Genomic DNA, 24,859 nt, shown 5'->3' with positions numbered 1-24,859 from the left:
GCTACCGCGCGGCGAACGACGCTGCTCGCCCCGGTTCGCATCGCCGCGGCCACCGCCTGACTCGCCGTCAATGCGCGCCGCTCGTTCAGGTCAAACCGGATCCGCCCGGACGAGCATCAGCGCCCAGATAAATCCGCGCACCGCCATCCCCTTCGCCCGCCTCGATCCGCACGTCGCCCGTCGCGGCGGCAATCGCGTCGTACACGTCGTCCGTCACGCACACCACCGGCACCGCGATCGCATACAGCTCGGCGGCCACGATCGCGCCGATCGAGACGATCAGGTCGCGCTCCTTCAGCACGATCCCGACCGGCCCCGTGCCGTTGCGCACCGCTTCCGCGAGCACGCTGCTGCTCGAACTCGAGCCCTTCGCGTGCGGCATCACCATCACCTTGCCGGCAAGGCTCGCGCCGGCTTGCGGATGCCCACGATCGACGATCCTGCCCGCGCCCGAGTCGTAGCCGCCCCAGAAGCTCAGCGGCTTGTCGAGCACGAACGGACGCGCACACGCGCTGCCCGGCACGAGCGTGTCGCCCGCCAAGAACTTGCCCGTCGCTTCAGTCATCGAATCGCACCTTGCCTTCGTACGCGGACCGCACGCATTCGCGCATGCTGCCGTACGCGACCGTCACGCCGATGTTCGCGGGCGCATATGACGCCCACTTCCCCGAGTTGGTCATCACCAGCCCCGACAACTGCTTCATCACCGGCGTGATGTACGTGCAGGTATCAACGACGATCTGGATGCCGCGCGCGGCGAATTTCTCCGCGAGGCCGGCTTCTTCCAGTTCCCACAAAATGAAACGGCTCGTGTTCACGTAGAAATCGCAGGCCGGCTTGCCGTCGAAGGCGTCGAGCAACGTGTCGAGCGTGCGGAATTCGGCCAGCGAAAAATGCGGCGTGCCGAGCGCGACCGCGACGAGCGCGTCGCCGGCCGCGCCGTGATTCAGCGTGCGGCGAATCTCGTCGAGATCGGCCATCGTGATATCGACTGCGCGTTGCGCGGCGCGCCCGTGCAACGCGGCGTCGAGCGTCGGCGCCTCGGGCGTCACGCCGACCGCATGGAACAGCGCGACGGCCCCGCTCGACGCGGCGGCCGCGCCGAGCGCCTTGAGTTCGTCCTTGGTGGTGTCCGCCGGCAGCCCGACGATCGCCGGCACGACCGCGCCCGCGATCTTGCCGACCGCCAAGCCGAGCGCGGCGAAATAGATGTCGCGCGACGGCAGGCCGGCGAAATCCGGCGCGTTGAACACGATCCGCGCGGCGCGGTTCGCGTCGACATGCAGCCCCGCATACGGCGCGCGCCCAGTGATCGCGGCGGCCAGGTCCAGAAAATCGCCGTAGCGGCTCGTGCGCGCGCCGAGCACCGAGTTCGCGAACACGATCGCATTCGATTCGGCCCACGCGATCTGCTCGCCCAGCGCGGGACGATGCTTCAGTTGATACGGCGCGCACGTGAAGCTCGATTCGCAGCCGAGCCGCAAATGCGCGTCCATCAGGCGCTGCGCATCGCGCTGGATCGTGCGGTCGCCGTGGTACAGCTCGGGATGGATCAGGTCGAGCGACCCGACGTTCAACGTGGTCGGCACCGCGACCTTCGCGCCCGTGTCGACGAAATAGTCGACGAAGTCGAGGCTCGTCTGGCCGTGATACAGACAGCCGTCGATATGGGCGGACGTAATGTCGATCAGGTGAGGCGCGGACATCACTTGCGCGGTGCGCGCGACGATTCGCATCGCACGGGCGACGCCGTCGCCGAAATCCCCGCGCAACATCGCGTCGTCGCGGTCACTCAACTGCAGCATCCGGTTGCTCCTCGTGACGCGTGCCGGCGGCGCCGGCTGCGTGAAATCTGTCAGAGGACTCTACAACTGGAAATAAAAACTGTCCAGATTTTCACGAATCCGGACCCACACAAAACCACTTTCAGCGAAATTCGGCGACCAAATCACATAATGGCTCGCATTCCGATCCAATTCCCCCTAACGCTCCGCAGTCAGGCTGAACAACTCGTCACGCAGCGCCTTCGCGCGATCGCGGCCGAACTGCGCGTCGAATTCGTCCTGCGCGGCCTGCCACGCAACTTTCGCCTGCGCGAACGTGCGCTCGCCGAGCTTCGTGAGATGGAGCGCATGCGCACGCGCATCGTGCTCGGATGCAGCCGTCGCGACGAAGCCGTCGCGCTGCAACGGCTTCAGCGCGCGCAGCAAGGTCGTGCGATCCATCACGAGCGTGTCGGCGAGTTCGCTCATCAGCAGGCCGGGCCGGCGTTTCAGGTTCACCATGATCGAGAACTGGGCGGGCGTGACGCCAACCGGGGCCAGATGGCGTTCGTACAGTTGCGTGACGAAGCGCGCCGCCTGGCGCAGCGCGAGACAGTTGCACGCCTCGGAAATCGGAATGTCGTTCATGTTCCGGAATCTATATGTGCATATGCATAAAGTCAATGTACACTCCGCGGTAACAATGGCCGGCGGCCGGCCATCGCGTCAAGGAGACGGACATGGACTACATCGACAAGCTGCGGATCTTCCGGTCGGTGGTGGAGATGCGCAGCTTCACGCGCGCCGCCGACATGCACGGCCTCGCGCGGCCGGTCGTCTCGCGCGCGGTGGCCGATCTGGAAGCGCGTTTCGGCAGCCGGCTGCTGCACCGGACCACGCGCCAGGTGTCGCTGACCGAGACGGCCGAGCGCATCTACGAGCGTTGCGCGGCCGTGCTCGACGAGCTCGATGCGCTGGAAGTTCAAGCGCAGGCACACACGCGCGAGCCCGAGGGCCTGCTGCGCCTCGTCGCGCATACGACGGCCGCGCTGAACCGGCTCGTGCCGTTGATCGCCGGCTTCAAGGCCGCGCACCCGAACGTGCGCCTCGACGTCACGCTGACCGAGCGCCCTGTCGATCTGGTCGGCGAAGGCTACGACATCGGCATCGTCGTGCCGTACATGCTGACGAGCGAATCGACCGTCGTGCGGCTGATCGAGCGCATTCCGGTCGTGATCGTCGCCACGCCTGCGTATCTGCACGCGCATGCGCGCCCCGAAAGCCCGGCCGACCTCGCCGATCATCCGTTCGTGCCGATCTCGCCGTCGCTGCGCCGCCCGGCGCTGTCCTTCCGCGTCGACGGCGACACGGTCACCGTGCCGTTCCGTTTCGACATCTCGTCGAACAGCCCCGTGTTCAACCGCGAAATGGTGATGCACGACTTCGGCATCGGCGTCGTCCCGAAAACGCTCGTCGAGGCCCAGCTCGCGTCGGGCGCGCTCGTGCAGTTGCTGGAAGGCGCCGATCTCGTCGATGCGTTCGTCGAAATCAAGCTCGCGTACGCGAACCGCTCGCTGCTGCCCGCGAAGGTGAAGGCGTTCATCGACTACACGGCCGCGTATTGCGACCGCGAAGGCTGGAGCGTTCCGGCCGCGGCGTGACCGGGCGCGGGAACGCGCCTTTGCGACGCCGATTGGTACAGCCACGACACCAATCTGATCCTGTCCCGCCCCTCGCTTCGCGCCGCCCCGCCCCCTAACATGTGCACATGCACAAGACTACGCTCACCGATGACGATTGCTTCGCGGTCCGGCAAGCCGCCCGGCGGATCTCGCAGTTCTACGAGCGTTATCTGTCGCGGGCGGGCGTCACGCCGTCGCAGTACAGCATCCTCGCGCTGCTGCGCGACCGGCCCGGCCTGACGATGGCGACGCTGTCGAACGTGCTGGTGATCGAACGCACCGCGCTGCTGCGCGCGCTCAAGCCGCTGGTCGGCGCGGCGCTGGTGACGGGACGGATCGAGCCGCCATGTCGTGGTCAGACGTTCGCGCTGACCGCGCACGGCGAAACCAAGGTGGCCGATGCGCACGTGCACTGGCTCGCCGCGCAGGAAGCGTTCGAGCGGTACTTCGGGTCGGCGCAGGCGGCCCGACTGAGAGACGAATTGTTCCGGATCACGCACAACCTGCCGGAACGCTAACCCCTTCCCCGATCGACGCGACGACGTCGATCGCTTTGATCAGTGCATATACATAGGTGAATCGATGGATACGACTCAAGACGCTGCCTCGTCACGCGAAGCAGCCACAACCGAGCGGCCCGCGAAGCAACAACGCCGCGTGCCGTGGATGCGCATCGCGGCGGGCGCCGTCGTCGTCGTGGTCGCGGCTGCCGCGCTCGACTGGCTGTTCGTGCTGCGCTTCCAGGAAAGCACCGACGATGCGTACGTCGGCGGTGACGTGACGGTGCTCGCACCGAAGGTCAGCGGTTTCGTCGACAAGATCCTCGTGACCGACAATCAGCGTGTGAAGGCCGGCGACGTGCTCGTGCAGCTCGATGCGCGCGACTACGACGCGAAGCTCGCTCAGGCCAGCGCAGAAGTCGACAGCGCGCGCTCCGCCGTGACCGAACTCGAAGCGAAGCAGCAGCTGCAATTCGCGGTGATCGGTCAGCACGCGGCAGACAAGAATGCGTCGTCGGCCGAGTTGACGCGCGCGGCATCCGATCGCGTGCGCTATCGCGAACTCGTGAAGTCGGACGCCGTATCGAACCAGATCGTCGAGCGCGCGGATGCCGATTACTCGAAGGCCGGCGCGGCCGTCGAACGCAGCGACGCCGCGCTGCTCGCATCGAAGCGGCAGCTCGACGTGCTCGGCGCGCAACTCGCCGATGCGCGGGCCCGCGTGAACACCGCGCTCGCCGCGCAGCGCGTCGCGGCGCTCAACGTCGAATACACGACGATCCGCTCGCCGGTCGACGGCTACGTCGGCAACCGCACGGGCCGCGTGGGGATGCTCGCGAACGTCGGCGTACCGCTGCTGACGGTCGTGCCGGCCTCCGGCCTGTGGATCGATGCGAACTTCAAGGAAGACCAGCTTCGCAAGATGCGCGCGGGCGATCGCGTCGACGTCGCGCTCGATGCGTCGAGCACGCGCCTGCACGGCCGCGTCGACAGCCTCGCACCCGCGACCGGCGCGACCTTCAGCGTGCTGCCGCCCGAGAACGCGACCGGCAACTTCACGAAGATCGTCCAGCGCGTGCCCGTACGCGTGCATCTCGATCCGCAGCCGGGCATCGAGCAGGTGCTGCGCCCCGGGCTGTCCGCGGTCGTGACCGTGCATACCGACCACAAGAACTGAGCGGGAGCCGACGATGACCACCGCGTTTTCCGGCGACCCCGCGTCGCAACCGACCAGGCAGCGCGTGTTCGCATTCGCGCTGATGTGCGTCGGGTTCTTCATGGCGACGCTCGACATCCAGATCGTCGCGTCGTCGCTGCGCGACATCGGTGGCGGGCTGTCCGCGAGCCAGGACGAACTGTCGTGGGTGCAGACGGCCTACCTGATCGCCGAGATCATCGTGATCCCGATGTCGGGCTGGCTGTCGAAGGTGATGTCGACGCGCTGGCTGTTCGCCGCGTCGGCCGTCGGTTTCACGATCACCAGCATGCTGTGCGGGCTCGCATGGGACATCAACTCGATGATCCTGTTTCGCGGCATGCAGGGCGCGCTCGGCGCCGCGATGATCCCGACCGTGTTCACCACCGCGTTCGTGCTGTTCCCCGGCAGGCAGCGGCTGATCGCGTCGACGACCATCGGCGCGCTCGCGTCGCTCGCGCCGGCGATCGGCCCCGTGATCGGCGGCTGGATCACCGACCAATGGTCGTGGCACTGGCTGTTCTACCTCAACCTCGTGCCGGGCATCGCGGTGGCCGTGCTGGTGCCGCGCTACGTGCATATCGACGCGCCCGATCTCAGCCTGATCAAGCGCGGCGACTATCTCGGCATCGCGTTGATGTCCGGCTTCCTCGGCTGCCTCGAATACGTGCTCGAGGAAGGCCCGCGCAAGAACTGGTTCGGCGACGACGCGATCGTGATCTGCGCGTGGATCGCCGGCATCTGCGGCTTCCTGTTCATCGTGCATGCGCTGACCGCGAAAGATCCGATCGTCGACCTGCGCGCGCTCGCCGTGCGCAACTTCGGGATCGGCAGCCTGCTGTCGTTCGTGACCGGCATCGGGATTTTCGTGACCGTGTTCCTGACGCCGCTGTTTCTCGCGCAGGTGCGTGCGTTCAGCTCGTTGCAGATCGGCATCGCGCTGCTGTCGGTCGGCGCGTTCCAGTTGATCGCGTTGTGCGCGTATGCGTTCGCCGCGCGCTACTTCAGCATGCGTGCGCTGCTCGTGTTCGGGTTGATCTGTTTCGGCCTCGGCTGCTACCTGTACACGCCGATCACGCACGACTGGGGCTGGCGGGAGCTGCTGCTGCCGCAGGCGCTGCGCGGCATCGGCCAGCAATTCAGCGTGCCGCCGATCGTGACGATGGCGCTCGGCTCGCTGCCGCAGTCGCGGCTGAAATCGGCGAGCGGGTTGTTCAACCTGATGCGCAACCTCGGCGGCGCGATCGGTATCGCGGTGAGCGCGACGATGCTGAACGACCGGCTGAATTTTCACTATCTGCGGCTGAACGAGCACGTGAGCGCCGGCGAACCGCAGATCGCGTCGCTGCTCGACCGCCAGGCCGCGTACTGGGGATCGGTGGCCGGCAATACGCTGAATACCGCGCAGGCCGGGCTCGCGAACCTGCATCGGCTGATCTACCGAGAAGCGCTGACGCTGACTTATGCGGATGCGTACTATGCGCTGTCGCTGTGCTTCGTCGTCGCGCTGCTTGCCGTCGTGTTTTCCAAACCCATTACGTTGAACGCGCCGCCGCCGGACGCGCACTGAGGTCAAGGGATCGTCATCATGAAGAAGTTACTCGTCGCGCTGGCCGTCAGCGCATTCGCCGCCGGGTGTGCGGTGCAGCCCGCGCAGCATCCGGCGCTTCAGGATTCGGTTCGAACGCTCGCGCCTGATGGTTGGGATACCAATGTGCCGCGCGCGGATATCGACGCCGCCGCCTGGTGGGCGCAATTCCACGATCCCGTGCTCGACAAGCTGATCGCCGCGGTGCTCGACGGCAATCTCGATCTGCAAGCCGCGGCCGAACGCGTGAAGCAGGCACAGGCGCTGACCGTGCAGAAACGCGCGGTGCTGCTGCCCGAACTCGACGCGACCGCGCATGCGGCCGACGCGCGGCAAAACACGCCGCCGCCGCTCGGTTACGTGCGGCAGGCCGGCGCCGGGCTCGCGCTGAGCTGGTCGCCCGATGTGTTCGGCGGAGAGCGGCTCGATCTGCTTGCTGCTCAAGCGGAGTTGGTCGGGCAAAAGCATGCGGAAGATGCGATGCGGCTCGCGCTCGCGGCCGATGCGGCATCCGCGTATGTCGATCTGCGCTGGGCGCAGCAGGAATTGAAGATCCTGCAGGACAACGCGAAGATCCGCCAGCATGCGCTCGAACTCACGCGCAAGCGGCAGGCGTTCGGGCTGTCGACGGAACTCGACGTGACGCGGGCGCAGAACCAGCTCGATGCACTCGAAGCCCGGATTCCGCCGACGCAGGCGCAGATTTCGCATCAGCTCAATCTGATTGCCGTGTATTCCGGGCGCACGCCGGAATCGGTCGATCGGCTCGTGCTGGCGCAGGCTGGCGAGATTCCCGCGCCGCCGGCGGGCGCGCCGGGGACGTTGCCTTCGCAAGCGTTGTTGCGGCGGCCGGATGTGCTGACTGCCTATGCTCAAGTCGAGCGTCGTGCGGCACAAGTCGGCGTGGCGAAGGCCGAACGGTATCCGAAGTTTTCGTTGAACCTGACGGACGGGATTCTCGCGGCTTCGTATCTCGGGTTGCCAACGTTGACCGATAACCTGTTCAGCGCGGCGTTGAGTGCGACGAGTCCGATCTTCAACGCGGGACGGATTACCGCCGATATCTCGCAGAGCGAAAGCCGGATGCGCGAATCGGAACTCGGGTTACGACAAACGATGCTGCAAGCGTTGCGGGAAGTCGAGGATGCGCGCGCCAATCTCGTCAGTTCCGATGAGGCGACGCGGAAGTTGGGTAGCGCGCTTTCGGCTTCGGACAAGGCGCTTGGGTTGGCGAATCAGCTTTATAAGGGCGGTGCGACGGATTTTCTGGATGTGCTGTCAGCGCAGGAGGTATATCTGCGCGATTCGGATTCGCTCAACCAGGTCAAGCGCGAGCACGCGCTGGCGGCGGTGGCGTTGTATCGGTCGCTTGGGGGTGGGTGGAGCAGGAACGATGCGGCGGGTGGGCCGGAGGTGGAGGCGGTCGCGAAGAATTGAAGCCGATGCCTGATACAGATGCAGGCCGCGTCGACGGCTCGCACCGTTACTCAACCACGGCGCGGTGGTTATCCGGCATCGGCCAGCGGTAGCCGATCACTTCGTTCAGCGGGTACGCGAGTTCGCGAACTTCTTCCAGTTGATTGCCGCCGAACAGGTGGACGTGTTCGGCGTCGTGACGCAGGTAGAAACCGACGTGCCCTTTCCAGCTCGTCGGGTCGTCACGCGTCAGGATCGCGATGCAGCCGTACACCGGACGCTCCAGCGGTTTGCCCCATTCCAGCCACGAGCGTGCGAGCGCGGAGCCGGTGCCGCGGAATCCGGCGTGCGCCATGCACCAGTTCACGAACGACGAGCACCAGGAAATCTTGTCGTCGTAGCCGACCAGGTTCGTCTGGTTGTTGTACTCGACGATGCGTGGGTTGATGCTGCCCGGCGGGTGGCGGCGGATGCCGAGTTCGGCCAGCGCGACGGGCATCCAGGGTGGGTGGACGGCGTTCACTTTGCTCTCAGGGTTTGATAGGGTCACGTCGTTCTCGGGAACGTGTCGGGGTTGTTTCGCTCAATCTTCGCACGAATATCGCGAATCCACGACGCCCTTCATAGATTACGATTTCCGTCGACTCCCCCCGTATCATGGAGGCAGCGCCCTCGACTCCCTGCCCGCCATGCGCATCACGCCCCTGCCGCCTCTTCAGTGCCTCGTCGCGTTCGAAGCCGCCGTGCGGCACGCGAGTTTCACGAAAGCCGCCGCCGAACTGCACCTGACCCAAAGCGCGATCAGCCGCCAGATCCAGCAGCTCGAGGAATTCCTCGGCCGCTCGCTGTTCGTTCGCGAACACCGTTCGCTGCGGCTGACGATCGCCGGCGAGCAATACGCGGCGCAGGTCCACCATCTGCTCACGCAATGCGCGCAAGCCACGCACGACGTGATGAAGCCGTACGGCGATCTCGAGCTGACGATCGCGTGCTCGTCCGGCGTCGCGCTGCTGTGGCTCACGCCGCGGCTACCGAACTTTCGTGCCACGTATCCGAACATCAAGCTGCGCCTGATCGTGCGCGATAGTCTTGCATCGATGTCGCCCGCGGAATTCGACGTCGGCGTCTACTACGTGCGTCAGCAGGCGCCGGCCGAATACACCGCACGCCGGCTGTTCGACGAAGAAGTGTTCCCCGTCTGCGCGCCCGGCTATCTGGCCGGCCGCACGCTCGACGCGGCCGATCTCGCGAACGAAACGCTGCTGCGCCTCGAAGACGGCCAGCGGCAATGGATGTCGTGGTCCGAATGGTTCGACATGAACGACGTCGACCGGCAGAAGGCGCAGCCGCAGGACATCACGATCAACTCCTATCCGCAGATCGTGCAGATGACGATTCTCGGCCAGGGCGTGTCGCTCGGCTGGCGTTACATGATCGACGCGTGCATCGAAGCCGGGCTGCTCGTGCGCGTGACGGAGGCGTCCGCGAGCCACGGCGGCGGCTATTATGTGATCTCGCCGAACGACCGCGCGCAGAACCAGGCCGCCCGCCTGTTCACCCGCTGGCTGTTCGAACAGGCGGAGCAGCAGACCGGGGCCTGAATGCCCCGAACGCCCGAACACGACGCATGCGTGCAGCGCATGCCTGCATGCGAATCTTTCGTTTCAGAAAAAAATCCGGCTCTCCTTAGTATGGGATTCGAGCGGGGCAGCCGTCCCGCCTTCTGACCAAGGAAGAGACCATGCAAGGAACGCTTTCCCCGCGCGCCGCGCCTTCCGTCGATGCGGCGGTGCAACAGCGCCGCCGCGCCATCGTCGCGACCGTCATCGGCAACGGCCTCGAATGGTTCGACTTCACCGTCTACAGCTTCTTCGCGGTGATCATCGCGAAGCTGTTCTTCCCGACCGGCAACGAACTGACATCCGTACTGCTCACCGTTGCGACGTTCGGCGTAGGCTTCTTCATGCGGCCGGTGGGCGGCATCGTGCTCGGCGTCTATGCCGACAAGGTCGGGCGCAAGGCCGCGCTGTCGCTCACGATCCTGCTGATGGCGGCCGGCACCGCGCTGATCGGGATCGCGCCGACTTACGAACAGGCCGGCATCGCCGCGCCGCTGATGATCGTCGTCGCGCGGCTGCTGCAAGGCTTCTCGGCCGGCGGCGAGATGGGCGGCGCCACCGCGTTCCTCACCGAATACGCGCCGCCGGAGAAGCGCGCGTATTACTCGAGCTGGATCCAGTCAAGCATCGGCTTCGCGGTGCTGTTGGGTGCGGCGACCGGCACGTTCGTCACGACGTCGCTCGACACGCAGGCGCTGCATAGCTGGGGCTGGCGGCTGCCGTTCCTGCTCGGGATCATCGTCGGGCCGGTCGGTTACTTCATCCGCAGCCATATCGACGAGACGCCCGCGTTCAGCGCCGTCGAATCGCAGGCGAAGGAAAGCTCGCCGCTGAAGGAAGTGCTGCACACGTATCCGCGCGAGACGTTCGCGAGTTTCTCGATGGTCATCCTGTGGACCGTCTGCACCTACGTGCTGCTGTTCTACATGCCGACCTATTCCGTGCGCACGCTGCATCTGCCGCAATCGACCGGCTTCACGGCCGGCATGGTCGGCGGGCTGATGATCATGTGCTGCTCGCCGATCGTCGGGCGACTCGCCGACGCGTGGGGACGACGCGTGTTCCTCTCTGGCTCGGCGCTCGCGATTCTCGTGCTCGCGTGGCCGATGTTCTCGTGGATCAACCATGCGCCCGGGTTCGCGTCGCTGATCGTGTTCCAAGCCGTGTTCGGCGTGCTGATCGCGACCTATACGGGGCCGATCCTCGCGGCGTTCGCGGAGCTGTTTCCGACCAAGGTGCTGTCGACCGGGTTGTCCGTGGCGTACAACTTCGCGGTGACGATCTTCGGCGGGTTCGCGCCGTTCCTGATCACGTGGCTCATCGCCCGCACCGGCAGCAACATGGCGCCCGCGTTCTACGTGATGCTCGCGGCGGCCGTCAGTTTCGTCGGTACGCGCTTCGTGAAGGATGCGAAGCGTGCGGCTTCCGCGACTCGATAAGGATTTTTTCCCATGACCATTACCGTGCTTCAAGGCGGCAACGTGCTCGACCTCGAACGAGGCGTGTTGCTCGAACATCATCATGTCGTGATCGAAGGCGAGCGGATCGTCGAAGTCACCGATCGGCCGGTGGATTTGCCGAATGCGCAGGTGATCGATGCGCGCGGCAAGACCGTGATGCCGGGGTTCATCGATTGCCATGTGCATGTGCTGGCGTCGAATGCGAACCTTGGCGCGAATGCGACGCAGCCGAATATTCTCGCGGCGATTCGGTCACTGCCGATTCTCGATGCGATGTTGTCGCGTGGGTTTACCAGTGTGCGGGATGCGGGGGGCGCGGATTGGAGCCTGATGCAGGCGGTCGAGACGGGGCTGATTCCGGGGCCGCGGATTTTTCCGTCGGGGAAAGCGCTGTCGCAGACGGGCGGGCATGGGGATTTCCGGCCGCGCGGCGATGTGCTGGAGCCCTGCTCCTGCTGTTTCAGGACGGGGGCGATTGCGCGTGTGGTCGATGGCGTCGAAGGCGTGCGGCTCGCCGTGCGCGAGGAGATTCAGAAAGGCGCGACGCAGATCAAGATCATGGCGTCAGGCGGCGTGGCTTCGCCGACCGATCCGATCGCGAACACGCAGTATTCGGAGGACGAGATTCGGGCGATCGTCGATGAGGCTGAAGCCGCGAATATTTATGTGATGGCGCATGCGTATACGGGGCGGGCGATCGCGCGAGCCGTGCGATGCGGCGTGCGGACGATCGAGCACGGGAATCTCGTGGATGAAGCGGCCGCGGCGCTCATGCATGAGCGGGGGGCGTTCGTGGTGCCGACGCTTGTAACTTATGACGCGCTGGCCAAGCATGGGGCTGAGTTCGGGATGCCGGCGGACTCCATCGCGAAGGTGGCTTCCGTGCAACAGAAAGGACGCGAGTCGCTTGAGATCTATGCAAAGGCCGGCGTGAAGATGGGGTTCGGGTCGGACCTGCTCGGCGAGATGCATGCGTTTCAGTCCGGCGAGTTCCGGATTCGGGCGGAGGTGCTTGGGAATCTGGAAGCGCTCAGGTCGGCGACGACGGTGGCGGCGGAGATTGTGAATATGACCGGGCATCTTGGGGTGGTTGCCGTGGGGGCGATCGCCGATCTCGTCGTGCTGGATGGGAATCCGCTCGAGGATATCGGAGTCGTTGCCGATGAAGGGGCGCGGGTCGAGTGTGTGTTGCAGCGGGGGGCGGTTGTGAAGCGGCGGGCCAGCGGGCGGTGATGTGACGCCATTCGGTAGTTTCGGTAGGCGCGGCGCGGCCTCACGGGCCTTGCAGTCGTGACAGTTGTTGACGATGGCTATCGGTGTGAGTCGCGGCGTTCGCGACAATGGCCGGGACGGTGTCGCCCCGGCGGTCAAGCGCATTCGGGAAACGCTTGCTTCCCAGTCGCTAGAGCCGCATCAAGCGGCCCTTGCAGACGTTATAGCGGCGACGGTCCTCGGTCAGGATCGTGGTACGACTGCTCTCGCAACGCCAACTGGCTGTAGTCCGGCGTGATCGTGATCTGCCGGGTCACGTAGTTGGTGTCCAGGTATACGCGGTCGCCAGGCTTGAATCCGAAGATCTTGAAATCAATGTCGATCGCCTGCATCCACGGCAGGTACGGCCAGCCCCGCTTGGGTAGGTCCGGGTAGTTGCGCAGGACCAGCTCAAACGTCTTTTGCATGTTGACGGGTTTGTTCTTTCTACGACGTGGCTTAGTATTGGCGTCAGCCATTTCCGACTCCTTTGACGAGTTGGTGGTGGTCAGCGGGTCGTATGGGTTGCCGCCCATGCGGCCCGCGCTTCTTTGTTGCCTCGGGTTTCCCCTTCTTTCTCCCCTCTTCGCTGGGTCTTGTTGGGCAAGACGGCTTTCTTTCGACCATCGGGGCGGAGGGGGCGGTTGCGTTCAGCTTCCGATGGCGAGAAGCAGAGCTTCATGACCAGTGTAGTCGGGTTGGCATCTCAGAAATGGGGAAATGAGGGGGATGGCCATTCGGTATAGGGACGTGCATGCCAAATGTGCGAAGCTGCCTTGTCGAGCACAACCATTATGCGACCCTGCTCTTGATGCAGATCTATTCGGGCGAATCCGATTCGCATTGCGTGCAAAATCGAGGTAATCTCTTAACAAGGCCCCTTCCGCATGGGGCACGAGTGACGATAGAGCCACATTCACGACGAATACGAGACCAAAATGAGTGCAATAGCAACCGCCGAAAGAGCAAAAACAGCCATAGACCTCGGAGAAAGCCACTTCCGAGAATTCAAGAGCGCATTAGATGGTCGCCCCGGGGAAAAGAAAAAACGCCCCATCAAAGAAATCGCCACGGATATCGCACAAACCCTAGTTGCATTCGCAAATGCTGACGGCGGCGAGCTGTTAGTCGGAGTAGAAGATAACGGAGATATAAGCGGCATACCCACACTTTCAGCCAGCGAATGGGAAATCCTAGATAATGCAGCTCGAGATAGAATACATAAAGACACTCCACTACCCTCAGTAAAGCGACAAAAGATTTCGATTGACGGGAAAACACTACTATACCTCTCGGTCCCAAAGAGCACTGAATATGTCCACGTAACATCAGATGGGCGCTGCCTCCAGCGGCGAGACCTTGAGTCAGTTCCAGTTTCTGCCGAAGTTATTCAATTCGACAGACGTGAGAAAGGGTCACGAGAATATGACAGGCAATTTGTAGACGGTGTCACCGCCGACGATCTCGATCTTGATTTAGTCCGCATCGTGGCGGATCAGCTAATGAAAGGAATGTCAGTCGAGAAATGTCTTCAATATCTCGAGTTGGCTGAGTACGGCAATTCCCAACTTCGCTATCGACGGGCGGCATTGCTCCTTTTTTCCAAAGATCCTTCAAAGTGGCATCCGCGCCTTCAAGTAAGAATTCTAAAGGTAGACGGTGACGAAGTAAAAACCGGAGAGGCTTACAACATCGTATCGGACAATATAACTCGAGGAAACGTACTCCGATTAGTCGACTCCGCCTGGGAAGCACTGCGTCCACACCTAGTGCAAACGAAGATAGACAAGCAAGCACGCTTCGAGCAAAGATCGATATATCCTGAGCTCGCATGTCGCGAAGCAGTTCTTAATTCGATTGCACATCGCGACTATTCGGATGAAGGCCGAGGAACGGAGATATACATTTTTGACAACACCCTTGAAATCCGAAATCCCGGAGCACTTCTTTCAACGATCAGAATTCGAGACATTATGGAGCGAAAGGGGGTCCATCAGTCTCGCAACACGTACGTTTCAAGAGTCCTGAGAGAGCTTGGATATATGCGAGAGTTAGGAGAAGGAATGAGGCGCATATATGATTTAATGCACTCAAATGAACTAGCACCCCCACAACTCGAAAGCACAACAGATGGCTTTAGCATCACACTAACAAATAAAGCCATGTACTCACAAAATGACTTACTTTGGCTAAGTCAATTCGATGACTTCGATCTCGACAGAAAACAAAAAGCCATCGTATTACTAGGACAGGGCGGACGCATCTTTTCCGCCGCTAACGTATGGGATGCAGTCGGAATTGTCGACACAGAAGATTATCGAAAACTGGTCGATTCACTTCTTAAAATGGGAATTCTTCAAAACGAAGTTGAACGCAGCGTTGCGCAAAAACTTGCACGAAGAAAGAAAATTCCATATAAAGAATACCCTCGCTACAAGATTGGCTTACCTCAACCCGAAAAAACGGACACCAAGACCGTCGAATCTACGCATTCATCCATCAAATCCGAAAACTCAACCAACGAACCCAGCAACATCGATTCCTGCCGAATATTCATAGGAAATCTTCCGTCCGACATCGGAAATCAAGAATTATTTGATATCTTCTCAGAAATCGGAGACATTGTAGACCTTCGCGTACCTCGCTACGGAACTCGCTCGAAAGGTTTTGCCTTTATTGAATTCTCATCACCGGAGTCAGCAAAAATCGCAATCAACAGAACCGAAAACGATCCAATTTTATACAAAGACAGAAAATTAGTAATAAATTCCGCCCTTCGAAAAACAGGGAAAGCAACCCGCTAACATAATTTCGAGAGAAAAGGTGGTCGCCAACAGTATTTTTACTGACATATTAAGAGACCATACACCCGACAAAAACAAGGGCGACCACCGATCTGTTAATTTATTTTACTACCCCTCGCCGATCGCGTCATTATCGACAGCAACATTAGATTAATTCACATGCATTGTAGACGCGGCCTATTCAATGACTGCAACTACCAAGTCTCAGGCTCCCTACACCAGCGATTGATAGCTTGCCCAGCTAACAAATTCTTTGAAGAGAAACAATATTGCCGCCGCTCCTCAGCCACTCTCCCACTACACGTCGCCCCACGGCACCGCCGCATCGCCCACAGGATATAAATCCTCTCCCATTTAACCGACGCCACCCACGTATTCGCCCCCTCTGGCACTTCATCCTCGCTTTCACAACAGAAAAGCCTTCATCACGGCGTCAACCGACTTCAACTCGGCAAATCGGCACGTCGCCGCATCGTCGGCGAACATGTCCGTATAAACGTCTCGTTATCGAAGACAACGGCTAACAACATCATGTTGACTTGAGCCCGCCTCCGTCGTCTTCACCGTAGCGTTCAAAAGCGTAACTTTCGGAACGAGAAGATTCACCTTCCCGTCATCCGACTTGAGGAACCGCCTGCGCATGTCCGGCCCCGACGCCATCCCGTCACCGGCGATAGCGCTCTGCACATTACTCTCTGCCTCCCCGGAAAGCCCTTCCGCCGTGCCCGATCCTGGATCGGAGCCTAACTAAAAGCCTCGACAGTTTTTCGGCTCGACGAGATAAGCATGAATTGATGCCCCCTTCGCCCCGACCGTACCAACCAACGCGAACAGCGCAACTGCGCCACCGGCAACTTTCAGTCCCGAAAGGCTTATTATTTTTCATGACACCCGCGAACCTAGACCCAAATGCAAAAACGGCCGCCGTGAACCAACGGCAGCCGCCCTCAAAAACACGCCCCAACTCTGAACTGCTGACTCGCCCTTACTCACCCACCTTAAAAGCCGAAACCAGCTTCGTCAATTCCGCCGCCTGCTGCTTCAAACTCTCCGCCGCAGCCGCGCTTTCCTCGACCAAAGCCGCATTCTGCTGCGTCATCTGATCGAGCGACTGCACCGCGTCCCCGATCTGATCGATCCCGGCACTCTGCTCCAGGCTAGCCTCTGCAATCTCGCTCATCATCGCGCTAACGCCCTGAACCTGCGAGACAACATCACTCATCACCTTCCCCGCCTCACTAACGAGCCGCGACCCGGCACCCACCGTCCCCGCGCTGTGCTCGATCAGCGATTTGATCTCCTTCGCCGCCTGCGCACTGCGCTGCGCCAGATTCCGCACCTCCGAGGCAACGACAGCAAACCCACGCCCCTGCTCCCCCGCCCGAGCCGCCTCCACCGCGGCATTCAACGCCAGAATATTCGTCTGAAACGAAATACTGTCGATCATCACGATGATCTCGGAGATCCGCTGCGAAGCGTCACTGATCTGCTCCATCGTCGTCACGACCTCGCCCACCACCTGCCCCCCGCGCGCCGCCGTATCCGCCGCGCCGTTGATCATCTTCGCAGCCGTCGTCGCCGTCTCGGTGTTGTTGCGCACCACGGCCGTGATCTCTTCCATCGACGAAGCCGTCCGCTCCAGGTTGCTCGACTGCCCTTCGGTACGCTCGCTCAGATCAGCATTCCCCGAAGCAATCTGCGCCGACCCGGTCGCAATCGACGCCGAAGCCGCACGAATCCGATGAACCAGCGTCGACAGCGACGACACGAACCGGTTGAACGCATCCGACAACTGCCCGATTTCGTCCTGGCTCTCCACCGCCATGCGGCGCGTCAAATCACCCTGGCCGCTGGCAATTTCCGACAGCAGCGTCGCCGCACGCCTAATCGGCGCAGCAATCGCACGCCCCACCAGCCAGATCACGAGCAACGCAACCCCAAGCCCCACCACCGCCGCGACCAGCGCCGCGCTGCGAATCGCACGCGTCACCGGCCCGAGCAGTTCGGCCTGCGGCACCTGAACGACCACATACGCATTCAGCTCCGGAATGAACGACGTCGCGATGAAGCGCGCGCCGCCATCACCCTCGTAGCTCAGGTACGCATACGGCTTGCCCACAAGCAACGTCGCCGACGCATCACCCGGCAGGCCCGGCTCATCCTTCAGGAAATGCTTGCCGTCGATCAGCGACGTATCGCGATGCATCATGATCGCGCCGTCGGGACGCACGAGATACGCAAATCCGGTCTCGCCGATCCGGTAAGCGGAGATGCCCTTCGCGAGCGCATCGACGGACAGGCTCATGCTTGCCGCGCCAACCGGCACGCCGTCGAGTTCCACGCGGCTGTTGATGAACATCATGTAGCCGCCGACGGTCACTTCGCGATCCATGTTCACGTCGTACGCCTTGCCCGACGACAGGAAGCTGGTGAGCCACTGATCCTTGTCGGTCACCTTCCGCTGCAGGCCGGCTTCGTTGTAGTAGTTGCCGCTCTTCACCGACACCCACTGCACGGACGCGGCTTTCTGCTCGTCCTTCACGTTCTTCGCGAGCTGGATCCAGTTACGCGTGCCGGCATCGGGTTCGCCGTCGGCTTCCCACTGCAGCAGAAACGCATCGCGCGCGAGAATGCGCGACGCGGCGATCGGGCCGGCCATCTGGCGCTGCACGTCGGCGCGGATGCCGTTGACGGCGGTCGGCAGTTCTTCGCGCACGACGCGATCGCGCACCGCGTTGCCGATCAGTCGAACGCTGAGCCCACTCGAAATCGCGACGAACACGAGCAGGCAACTCGTCATGCTGAGAATCAGCTTGTTCTGAATGGAAAGCTTGCGCCAGAAATGCATGGGGAACCCTCGATAACCGCTCGGTCTGAGCCAGATTGGGTTATCGGCAGGCGGGCGCAGAAACGCATCGCTGATTTCAGATAGCGATCATTCGAGATTCGTTATGTTGTTGTCGGGCTGGCATATGCGGCCGCCTATATAGGCAGAAACGGCGCAACCTGAACGCCAATCAATACGCGACGAAAATCGTCACGCGCCGGTTTCGCGCTCTTGATGCCGCATCGTCCCCCGCGACGAGCATTGAAATGCCTGCCACGATCGCCCGCGTCAGGTCAGAACTCCATATCGAGTTCGTCGATGTCTTCGTGCTCGGCCTTCGCCGCGTCGATCCACTCGGCGACGAACGGGTGCGTGAGCACCTGCATGCAGTACTCGGCGACGTCCGGTTCGAGCTTCACGTCATAGGTCAAAAAGCGCGTGACGACCGGCGCATACATCGCGTCGGCGATGCCGATCTCGGCCCCGAACAACCATGGGCCGCCGTACTCGGCCAGGCACTCGCGCCAGATCGTCACGATCCGCTCGATGTCGTGCTGCGCGCGCGACCAGATCCGGAAGCCGGGGAAATGCCCGCGCAGGTTCATCGGCAGCGCGGATCGCAAGGCGCTGAAGCCGGAATGCATTTCGCCGCAGATCGACCGGCAATGCGCGCGAGCATGGCGTTCGTCGGGCAGCAGCCGCGCCTGCGGCCTGATCTCGTTCAGGTATTCGGCGATCGCGAGCGTGTCCCACACCGCGTTGCCGTCGTGCGTGAGGCACGGCACGAGGATCGACGGCGACAGCAGCAGCAGCTCCGCGCGCGAAGCGGCATCGATCGGCACGCTGATCGTCTCAAACGCGAGCCCGCTCAGCTTCGCGAGCAACCAGCCGCGCATCGACCACGACGAGTAATTGCGGCTGCTGATGGTCAGCGTCGTCCGTGCGTTGGATTCCATGTCGCTCACCCTGCTGAATGTCGTTCGTGCCCCTGCACCGTAAACGGACGCGCCGCATGACCGCGCGCACCACGCCCGTGCAATCCGCTCGCCGAAGTGGCGCACCGTCACACGGCATCGCGACAGGTGTCGCGCGCCCGACCAGCAAGGCAATGCATCGCCTTCGCCCGCTGATCACCTACCGCGCGCGTCGCCGCGCTCCCGAACCGCTGCAACGCGCGTGCCAGCTTCATGCTGGCATACGGCTTGCCTCGTTCCTTGCAATGCAGCATCACGAGCGACGGTCATGAATCTGCTTGCCTATCCGTTTTATCAATGGTCTGCGGAATGCCTGCGCCCGGCGCGTGCATGGGCAGCCGCCACGCGCGCGACGATGTCGCTGTGGCCGCCGGCGACGTCGACGCCAACGGGCCGCATGGTCGACGCGCTGTGCGAACTGCTCGAATGCTGCGCGTTCTCGCATCGGCGGCCGCCGTTCGGGATCGCGTCGGTCGTCGTCGACGGCGAAACGGTGCCGATCGTCGAGGAAGCGGCCGCGGCCACGCCGTTCGCGACGCTGCTGCATTTCCGCAAGGCGCGGCCGGTCGCGCGCCAGCCGCGCGTGCTGATCGTCGCGCCGATGTCCGGGCACTTCGCGACGCTGCTGCGCGGCACGGTGCGCACGATGCTGGCCGATCACGACGTGTACATCACCGACTGGCACAACCCGCGCGACATCCCGCTGGCGGCCGGGCGTTTCGGTTTCGACGAATACGTCACACACGTGATCGACTTCATCCGTCACATCGGCCCGGACGCACACGTGCTCGCCATCTGCCAGCCGACCGTCGCGTCGCTGGCCGCGGTCGCGCTAATGGCGGCCGGCGGCGATCCGGCGCAGCCCGCGAGCCTCACGCTAATGGCCGGCCCCATCGACTGCCGCGTGAATCCGACGAAGGTCAACGCACTCGCGACGAGCCAGCCGATCGAATGGTTCGAGCGCAACCTGATCAGCGTGGTGCCGGCGGGTTTCGTCGGCGCGCAGCGGTGCGTGTATCCGGGCTTCGTGCAGGTCGGCGCATTCATGTCGATGAATCCGGAGCGGCATGCGGCGTCGTTCGCCGATCTGTACTACGAACGCGCGAAAGGCGACCCCGCGAAAGCCGACACGTTGCGGTACTTCTACGACGAATATTTCGCGACGGCCGATCTCACCGCGGAGTTCTATCTGGAAACGGTCGAGAAGGTGTTCCAGCAGTACGCGCTCGCACGCGGCGAACTGACGGTCGACGGCACGCTCGTCGAACCGGCGGCGATTCATCGCACCGCGCTGTTGACGATCGAAGGCGAGAAAGACGATATCTGCGCAGTAGGCCAGACGGTGGCCGCGCAGGAATTGTGTTCGGGATTACCGTCGTACCTGAAGACGCACCATGTACAGACGGGTGTGGGGCACTACGGCGTGTTCAACGGCAGTCGGTGGGACACACAGATCTATCCGATCGTGCGGGCGACGATCCACGACAACGAGCCGTACGATCGCACCGCGGATACGCAAGGCGACATGAGCGGCGCGCACTACGTCACGCTGCGTGCGCTGCTCGATGCACGTGCATCCGGGATCGACGAAGCGACCGAGGCGGAATCGGATCACGCGCACTGAACGCGGCTGGCGCCACGGTGAATTGCCCCGCCCCGCCAGAGATGCGGGGTGATGTTGGCCGCGACATTCGAGCGGCGTGCGAGCAAAACCCCTCGCGCGGATCTTCGCAACCCTTTGGAATTCGAAGCAATGTGCGGGAGCGAAGAACGGACCGCAGAAGTCAGCGGATCAATAAAAAACCGCCTGAATGCAGGCGGTTCTTCGAAAACGCACACCCAACCGGCCAGCTAGGCACCGGCCTCACCCCACGGCGTCGGCTCCGGCACCGCGCACGGGCCTTCGACGTCGATCGATTTGAAGTCGGCGGGCCCGACGATCTCCAGGTACTCCATGTCCGGCGAGTAGTCGAACAGGTAGTGAACGATCCCCGGCGCCTGATGCACGCAGTCTCCGGCCGCCACCAGCGTTTCCTGTTCGCCGTACATGAAGCGCGCCCAGCCCTTCAGCATGATCACGATATGGAATTCGGCTTCGTGACGGTGCCAGCCGGTGCCCGCCTCCGGTGCATGATTGGCCCTGACGAGTTGCGCGACGACCTTGCCGTTCGTCGCGGCGGCGATACCGAGATCGCGGTACAGGAAAAAGTCGCGCAGGCCCTCGCCTTGAAAGGCGGTGTCCTGCGGCTTCACGTGGGAAAAAGCAGTGGTGGTCGGCGTGCTCATCGCGGTGCTCCTTCATCGAAAGGATCACGCGAGACAAGCATTTAGCGTTCCAGTTTGCGGCGGCGCGAAACGCGCGCGGGCTTACTTCAACCGTCCCGACAGAAACTGCCTAAGCCGCTCGCTCTTCGGATTCACGAGAATCTGCTGCGGATCGCCCTCTTCCTCGATCTTCCCCTGATGCAGGAAGATCACGTGGTTCGACACGTTGCGCGCGAAGCCCATCTCGTGCGTGACGACGACCATCGTGCGGCCTTCCTCGGCGAGCTTCTGCATCACCTTCAGCACCTCGCCCACCAGCTCCGGATCGAGCGCGGATGTCGGCTCGTCGAACAGCATCACTTCCGGCTCCATCGCGAGGGCGCGCGCAATCGCGACGCGCTGCTGCTGGCCGCCCGACAGGTGCGATGGATACATGCCCTCGACGCGCGGCGCGAGCCCGACCTTCTCCAGATACGTGCGCGCCCGCGCGGTCGCCTCGTCCTTGCCGACCCCGAGCACGGCCATCGGCGCCTCGATCACGTTCTCGAGCACCGTCATGTGCGCCCATAGGTTGAAGTGCTGGAACACCATCGACAGCTTCGTGCGCATCCGCTGCAGTTGCTTCTGGTCGGCCACGCGCAGCGAGCCGTTGCGCTCGCGCGTGGTCTGGATCGGCTCGCTGCCGATCGTGATCTGCCCCGAGCACGGCTGTTCGAGGAAGTTGATGCAGCGCAGGAACGTGCTCTTGCCGGAGCCGCTCGAGCCGATGATGCTGATCACGTCGCCGGCCTTCGCCTTCATCGACACGCCCTTCAACACCTCGTTGTCGCCGAATTTCTTGTGCAGGTTGTCAACGGTAAGCTTGTACATGCGGAGTCCTTCGTTGCGGATCATGCGAATGCGTTAATGGCTGCGCGGCGCGAGGTACGCGAGCCAGCGCGTCTCGAGCTTGCGGAACGCCCAGATGAGCGCGAACACGACGACGGCGTACAGCACGGCAGCGATGCCGTAGGCCTGGAACGACATGTACGTCGCCGAATTGACGTCGCGCGTGACCTTCAGGATGTCGGGCACGGTCGCGGTGAACGCGAGCGTCGTCGCGTGCAGCATCAGGATCACTTCGTTGCTGTAGCTCGGCAGCGAGCGGCGCAGCGCGGACGGCAGGATGATGCGCGTATAGAGCTTGAAGCGCGACATCCCGTAGGCCATCCCGGCCTCGATCTCGCCGGCCGACGTCGCCTTGATCGCGCCCGCGAAGATCTCGGTCGCATACGCGCATTCGTTCAGCACGAACGCGAGCAGCGTGCAGTTCATCGCGTTGCGAAAGAATGTGTCGAGGAGCACGTGGTCGTGCACGACCTGCAGGCTGTAGATGCCCGTGTAGCACATGAGCAGTTGCACGTAGAGCGGCGTGCCGCGGAACACGTACGTGTAGAGCCACACGGGGCCCGAGATCCAGCGGTTCGACGACGCGCGCGCAATCGCGAGCGGCACGGCAAGTGCGAAACCGAGCGCGATCGAGACGACCAGCAGCCACAGCGTGATCGCGAGGCCGCTGAAGCGGTAGCCGTCGGTATAGAGAAAGTTTTGCCAGTACTGGCTGACGAGTTCGATCACAGTGCAAGCCTCCGGACGCCGACGGAATAACGCTTCTCGAGGTGATGCAACACGACGTTGGACACCGTCGTGATCGCGAGGTAGATCGCGCCCGCGGCCAGCGTGAAGAAAAAGAAATCGAGCGTGCTCTTGCCGGCGTCCTGCGACGCCTTCACGACATCGGCAAGGCCGATGATCGACACGAGCGCGGTGGCCTTCACGAGCACCTGCCAGTTGTTGCCGATGCCCGGCAACGCGAAGCGCATCATCTGCGGAAACAGGATGCGGCGAAACACGCGCCAGCCGCTCATGCCGTACGCGAAGCCGGCTTCGAGCTGGCCGCGCGGCACCGCGAGGAACGCGCCGCGGAACGTTTCGGTGAAGTACGCGCCGTAGATGAAGCCGAGCGTGATGACGCCGGCGACGAACGGATCGATGTCGATCTGGCGCCAGCCGAGCGCGTCGGTGACGTTGTTCAGCAGGATCTGCATCCCGTAGAACAGCAGCAGCATCAGGACGAGATCGGGCACCGCGCGGATCAGCGTCGTATAGAAGGTGCCGATCGACTTGAGCATGCGGTGGGTCGACAGTTTCGCGCTCGCACCGATGAGGCCCAGCACGAGCGACGCGGCGAGCGACAGCACCGCGAGCTTCACGGTCTCGACCGTGCCGGCCCACAGCAGCGGGCCAAATCCTTGAAAGATCATATGAAGAATCCGGAACGATGTGGCTGGATCGTCAATAGCCATTAACCGCGCATCAAACGAGTTTTGCGCGCTGACTGATGCACCTGCTCATCAGCCCGGGCGCAGCGCGCGGCGCGCGGGCCGATCAACCGCCGTAGACGTCGAATGCGAAGTACCGAAGCGGATCGTCGACCCATCGTTGGCATGGGCACCGACCGCGATGCAAGCGGGGGCAATACTGAGCGCGAGTTTCTTCATGGCGTTCCTGTCAGAGGCGAACTGGGCGGGCCCTGTCGGGCAGCCCGCGCCGGCGCCGCCGGCACCGCGCCCCCGCCGCGAACCCTGCCAACCCGGCGATCGCCCCTTCGGGCGACGCTCAAAGTTGTACATACAACTTTGCCTTTTTCGAGGAATGCCCGGCAATCCGGGTTTATCTCTAGTCGTCGGCGGATTCTTGCATCGATGAAATTTTTCCCTTGTTTTTCAACCAATTGCGCATCACATCAAGTCAAACACGGGACTTCTCCCAACGATCGACCCAGACTAGAGACGCGCCCTCACTTGTCTATACTTATCCAGCCATCGTCAGGTTTCCCGTTCGCCGAGCCGACCGTTCCCGGCCCGACCAGCGGGCGGGCGAATGGCGATTCCGCTGGTGGATGCCCGGGCCGAATCGGCCGCGGTTGGCATGTGCGGCGCAAGTTCGCCGTGTACCCGCGCACGCCGCGCAAGCGAATGCCTTTACGAGAAGACCGAACTCGTCGGGGCGGAACCAGGCGGTATCGCGTTTTTACGGGTTCTTTTCGGGGTGGGCGCGAGTCTATACACCGCATCGTCACCGCGCTTCCTAGAATGGGCGCCATGTCCGATATGCGATCTCTGCAGTGCGGAGCACGATGCGACCCGGGGATGAACACATGAAATCGACCAGAACCGAATGCGCTGCTTCACGCGGTCTGCCGCTCGCCCGTTCGCGGCGTCGTTGTGCCGCGGACCCGCTCGTGCTGCTGTCGATCCGCGTCGAATCGGACGACCTTGCGCTCGTGCGGCGCCAGTTGCATCAGGCCGTCGGCGCCGCGCTCAACTGCTACGCGGCCTCGCTCGACAGCCGCACCGGGCGCGCGTGCATCGAGCTCGAAGTCGCGCGCTCGCAGGCGTCGCCCGCGATCCTGTCGATCCTGCGCGTGCTGCCGGCCGCCGAGTTCGGCACGATCCGCCTGTTGCAGCACTAGC

23 protein-coding genes and 1 pseudogene are annotated in these 24,859 nt (G+C 62.8%); 11 read left to right on the top strand and 13 right to left on the bottom strand.

What is annotated here, in order from left to right; translation table 11 throughout:
- Positions 1-85: 85 nt before the first annotated feature.
- From CFB35_RS19120 to CFB35_RS19110, 3 genes are all read right to left on the bottom strand, one after another.
- A complete protein-coding gene (locus CFB35_RS19120; RefSeq protein ID WP_060009527.1) occupies positions 86-565 on the bottom strand; it encodes an aconitase X swivel domain-containing protein in 480 nt (159 codons plus the stop codon).
- On the bottom strand, positions 558-1,805 hold the full coding sequence (locus CFB35_RS19115) for an aconitase X (RefSeq protein ID WP_089465438.1): 1,248 nt from the start codon (positions 1,803-1,805) through the stop codon (positions 558-560). The genes CFB35_RS19120 and CFB35_RS19115 overlap by 8 nt, the downstream gene beginning before the upstream one ends.
- A 177-nt stretch (positions 1,806-1,982) precedes the next feature.
- On the bottom strand, positions 1,983-2,411 hold the full coding sequence (locus CFB35_RS19110) for a MarR family winged helix-turn-helix transcriptional regulator (protein ID WP_060967826.1): 429 nt from the start codon (positions 2,409-2,411) through the stop codon (positions 1,983-1,985).
- Positions 2,412-2,503: 92 nt separating this feature from the next.
- Here CFB35_RS19110 and CFB35_RS19105 point away from each other — a divergent pair, with 92 nt between their 5' ends.
- From CFB35_RS19105 to CFB35_RS19085, 5 genes are all read left to right on the top strand, one after another.
- Positions 2,504-3,424 (top strand): LysR family transcriptional regulator, encoded by a 921-nt coding sequence (locus CFB35_RS19105; protein ID WP_059575302.1) that lies wholly within the window; start codon positions 2,504-2,506, stop codon positions 3,422-3,424.
- A gap of 107 nt (positions 3,425-3,531) precedes the next feature.
- The gene (locus CFB35_RS19100; RefSeq protein ID WP_089465437.1) at positions 3,532-3,963 is read left to right on the top strand and encodes a MarR family winged helix-turn-helix transcriptional regulator; all 432 of its coding nucleotides are present in this window, start codon (positions 3,532-3,534) and stop codon (positions 3,961-3,963) included.
- 64 nt (positions 3,964-4,027) lie between these two features.
- Positions 4,028-5,122 (top strand): HlyD family secretion protein, encoded by a 1,095-nt coding sequence (locus CFB35_RS19095; protein WP_089465436.1) that lies wholly within the window; start codon positions 4,028-4,030, stop codon positions 5,120-5,122.
- Between the two features lie 13 nt (positions 5,123-5,135).
- Positions 5,136-6,710 (top strand): DHA2 family efflux MFS transporter permease subunit, encoded by a 1,575-nt coding sequence (locus CFB35_RS19090; RefSeq protein ID WP_089465435.1) that lies wholly within the window; start codon positions 5,136-5,138, stop codon positions 6,708-6,710.
- 18 nt (positions 6,711-6,728) lie between these two features.
- Positions 6,729-8,165, top strand: coding sequence for an efflux transporter outer membrane subunit (locus CFB35_RS19085; RefSeq protein WP_060009540.1), 1,437 nt, complete (start codon positions 6,729-6,731; stop codon positions 8,163-8,165).
- A 46-nt stretch (positions 8,166-8,211) separates the two neighbouring features.
- On the opposite strand, the gene CFB35_RS19080 is transcribed toward CFB35_RS19085, so the two are convergent.
- On the bottom strand, positions 8,212-8,643 hold the full coding sequence (locus CFB35_RS19080; RefSeq protein ID WP_059575291.1) for a TIGR02594 family protein: 432 nt from the start codon (positions 8,641-8,643) through the stop codon (positions 8,212-8,214).
- 190 nt (positions 8,644-8,833) lie between these two features.
- Here CFB35_RS19080 and CFB35_RS19075 point away from each other — a divergent pair, with 190 nt between their 5' ends.
- From CFB35_RS19075 to CFB35_RS19065, 3 genes are all read left to right on the top strand, one after another.
- A complete protein-coding gene (locus CFB35_RS19075; RefSeq protein WP_059575289.1) occupies positions 8,834-9,745 on the top strand; it encodes a LysR substrate-binding domain-containing protein in 912 nt (303 codons plus the stop codon).
- A gap of 140 nt (positions 9,746-9,885) precedes the next feature.
- Positions 9,886-11,202: an MFS transporter gene (locus CFB35_RS19070; RefSeq protein ID WP_059575287.1), complete on the top strand. Its 1,317-nt coding sequence runs from the start codon at positions 9,886-9,888 to the stop codon at positions 11,200-11,202.
- A gap of 12 nt (positions 11,203-11,214) precedes the next feature.
- On the top strand, positions 11,215-12,456 hold the full coding sequence (locus CFB35_RS19065) for an amidohydrolase family protein (RefSeq protein ID WP_059575285.1): 1,242 nt from the start codon (positions 11,215-11,217) through the stop codon (positions 12,454-12,456).
- 200 nt (positions 12,457-12,656) lie between these two features.
- Here the strand turns inward: CFB35_RS19065 and CFB35_RS19060 are convergent, their stop codons facing one another.
- On the bottom strand, positions 12,657-12,953 hold the full coding sequence (locus CFB35_RS19060; protein WP_059575284.1) for a hypothetical protein: 297 nt from the start codon (positions 12,951-12,953) through the stop codon (positions 12,657-12,659).
- 459 nt (positions 12,954-13,412) lie between these two features.
- Between CFB35_RS19060 and CFB35_RS19055 the strand changes: the two genes are divergently transcribed.
- Positions 13,413-15,278: an ATP-binding protein gene (locus tag CFB35_RS19055; RefSeq protein ID WP_081066525.1), complete on the top strand. Its 1,866-nt coding sequence runs from the start codon at positions 13,413-13,415 to the stop codon at positions 15,276-15,278.
- Between the two features lie 985 nt (positions 15,279-16,263).
- Here the strand turns inward: CFB35_RS19055 and CFB35_RS19050 are convergent.
- From CFB35_RS19050 to CFB35_RS19045, 3 genes and pseudogenes are all read right to left on the bottom strand, one after another.
- The gene (locus CFB35_RS19050; RefSeq protein WP_059575282.1) at positions 16,264-18,126 is read right to left on the bottom strand and encodes a methyl-accepting chemotaxis protein; all 1,863 of its coding nucleotides are present in this window, start codon (positions 18,124-18,126) and stop codon (positions 16,264-16,266) included.
- A 169-nt stretch (positions 18,127-18,295) separates the two neighbouring features.
- Positions 18,296-18,364, bottom strand: a pseudogene (locus tag CFB35_RS34485) (motility protein B); the annotation flags it as partial.
- Between the two features lie 34 nt (positions 18,365-18,398).
- Positions 18,399-19,061, bottom strand: a complete 663-nt coding sequence (locus tag CFB35_RS19045; protein ID WP_059575280.1) for a glutathione S-transferase family protein — start codon at positions 19,059-19,061, stop codon at positions 18,399-18,401.
- A 286-nt stretch (positions 19,062-19,347) separates the two neighbouring features.
- Here CFB35_RS19045 and CFB35_RS19040 point away from each other — a divergent pair, with 286 nt between their 5' ends.
- Complete coding sequence (locus CFB35_RS19040) at positions 19,348-20,703, top strand: polyhydroxyalkanoate depolymerase (protein WP_059575279.1); 1,356 nt, start codon at positions 19,348-19,350, stop codon at positions 20,701-20,703.
- A gap of 227 nt (positions 20,704-20,930) precedes the next feature.
- Here CFB35_RS19040 and CFB35_RS19035 read toward each other — a convergent pair whose 3' ends face one another.
- The 5 genes from CFB35_RS19035 to CFB35_RS35400 all read right to left on the bottom strand — a co-directional run bounded on the left by CFB35_RS19035 (position 20,931) and on the right by CFB35_RS35400 (position 23,884).
- The gene (locus CFB35_RS19035; RefSeq protein WP_059575277.1) at positions 20,931-21,365 is read right to left on the bottom strand and encodes a cupin domain-containing protein; all 435 of its coding nucleotides are present in this window, start codon (positions 21,363-21,365) and stop codon (positions 20,931-20,933) included.
- Between the two features lie 81 nt (positions 21,366-21,446).
- Positions 21,447-22,214 (bottom strand): ABC transporter ATP-binding protein, encoded by a 768-nt coding sequence (locus tag CFB35_RS19030; protein WP_059575345.1) that lies wholly within the window; start codon positions 22,212-22,214, stop codon positions 21,447-21,449.
- Between the two features lie 33 nt (positions 22,215-22,247).
- Entirely contained in the window at positions 22,248-22,961 is a 714-nt protein-coding gene (locus CFB35_RS19025) for an ABC transporter permease (RefSeq protein ID WP_059575275.1), read from the bottom strand.
- Positions 22,958-23,647 carry an ABC transporter permease gene (locus tag CFB35_RS19020; RefSeq protein WP_059575273.1) on the bottom strand — a complete coding sequence of 230 codons (690 nt, stop codon included), beginning with the start codon at positions 23,645-23,647 and terminating at the stop codon, positions 22,958-22,960. The genes CFB35_RS19025 and CFB35_RS19020 overlap by 4 nt, the downstream gene beginning before the upstream one ends.
- Positions 23,648-23,737: 90 nt before the next feature.
- Complete coding sequence (locus tag CFB35_RS35400; RefSeq protein WP_226094222.1) at positions 23,738-23,884, bottom strand: hypothetical protein; 147 nt, start codon at positions 23,882-23,884, stop codon at positions 23,738-23,740.
- 659 nt (positions 23,885-24,543) lie between these two features.
- On the opposite strand from CFB35_RS35400, the gene CFB35_RS19015 reads away from it, so the two are divergent.
- Positions 24,544-24,858, top strand: a complete 315-nt coding sequence (locus CFB35_RS19015) for a hypothetical protein (protein ID WP_081066526.1) — start codon at positions 24,544-24,546, stop codon at positions 24,856-24,858.
- Position 24,859 lies beyond the last annotated feature (1 nt).

It is taken from the genome of Burkholderia sp. AU16482 (assembly GCF_002223285.1).
GTDB classification, from domain to species: Bacteria; Pseudomonadota; Gammaproteobacteria; order Burkholderiales; family Burkholderiaceae; genus Burkholderia; species Burkholderia semiarida.
The sequence above is the reverse complement of the archived record's forward strand: the minus strand, read 5'-3'. Positions and strand labels throughout refer to the sequence as shown.

Coding starts and splice junctions, on each gene's coding strand:
- CFB35_RS19120 (WP_060009527.1), bottom strand. CDS start 565: ATGACTGAAGCGACGGGCAAGTTCTTGGCGGGCGACACGCTCGTGCCG.
- CFB35_RS19070 (WP_059575287.1), top strand. CDS start 9,886: ATGCAAGGAACGCTTTCCCCGCGCGCCGCGCCTTCCGTCGATGCGGCG.
- CFB35_RS19110 (WP_060967826.1), bottom strand. CDS start 2,411: ATGAACGACATTCCGATTTCCGAGGCGTGCAACTGTCTCGCGCTGCGC.
- CFB35_RS19075 (WP_059575289.1), top strand. CDS start 8,834: ATGCGCATCACGCCCCTGCCGCCTCTTCAGTGCCTCGTCGCGTTCGAA.
- CFB35_RS19105 (WP_059575302.1), top strand. CDS start 2,504: ATGGACTACATCGACAAGCTGCGGATCTTCCGGTCGGTGGTGGAGATG.
- CFB35_RS19015 (WP_081066526.1), top strand. CDS start 24,544: ATGAAATCGACCAGAACCGAATGCGCTGCTTCACGCGGTCTGCCGCTC.
- CFB35_RS19035 (WP_059575277.1), bottom strand. CDS start 21,365: ATGAGCACGCCGACCACCACTGCTTTTTCCCACGTGAAGCCGCAGGAC.
- CFB35_RS19065 (WP_059575285.1), top strand. CDS start 11,215: ATGACCATTACCGTGCTTCAAGGCGGCAACGTGCTCGACCTCGAACGA.
- CFB35_RS19100 (WP_089465437.1), top strand. CDS start 3,532: ATGCACAAGACTACGCTCACCGATGACGATTGCTTCGCGGTCCGGCAA.
- CFB35_RS19090 (WP_089465435.1), top strand. CDS start 5,136: ATGACCACCGCGTTTTCCGGCGACCCCGCGTCGCAACCGACCAGGCAG.
- CFB35_RS19040 (WP_059575279.1), top strand. CDS start 19,348: ATGAATCTGCTTGCCTATCCGTTTTATCAATGGTCTGCGGAATGCCTG.
- CFB35_RS19020 (WP_059575273.1), bottom strand. CDS start 23,647: ATGATCTTTCAAGGATTTGGCCCGCTGCTGTGGGCCGGCACGGTCGAG.
- CFB35_RS19030 (WP_059575345.1), bottom strand. CDS start 22,214: ATGTACAAGCTTACCGTTGACAACCTGCACAAGAAATTCGGCGACAAC.
- CFB35_RS19060 (WP_059575284.1), bottom strand. CDS start 12,953: ATGGCTGACGCCAATACTAAGCCACGTCGTAGAAAGAACAAACCCGTC.
- CFB35_RS19050 (WP_059575282.1), bottom strand. CDS start 18,126: ATGCATTTCTGGCGCAAGCTTTCCATTCAGAACAAGCTGATTCTCAGC.
- CFB35_RS19055 (WP_081066525.1), top strand. CDS start 13,413: ATGAGTGCAATAGCAACCGCCGAAAGAGCAAAAACAGCCATAGACCTC.
- CFB35_RS19085 (WP_060009540.1), top strand. CDS start 6,729: ATGAAGAAGTTACTCGTCGCGCTGGCCGTCAGCGCATTCGCCGCCGGG.
- CFB35_RS19095 (WP_089465436.1), top strand. CDS start 4,028: ATGGATACGACTCAAGACGCTGCCTCGTCACGCGAAGCAGCCACAACC.
- CFB35_RS35400 (WP_226094222.1), bottom strand. CDS start 23,884: ATGAAGAAACTCGCGCTCAGTATTGCCCCCGCTTGCATCGCGGTCGGT.
- CFB35_RS19080 (WP_059575291.1), bottom strand. CDS start 8,643: ATGCCCGTCGCGCTGGCCGAACTCGGCATCCGCCGCCACCCGCCGGGC.
- CFB35_RS19115 (WP_089465438.1), bottom strand. CDS start 1,805: ATGCTGCAGTTGAGTGACCGCGACGACGCGATGTTGCGCGGGGATTTC.
- CFB35_RS19045 (WP_059575280.1), bottom strand. CDS start 19,061: ATGGAATCCAACGCACGGACGACGCTGACCATCAGCAGCCGCAATTAC.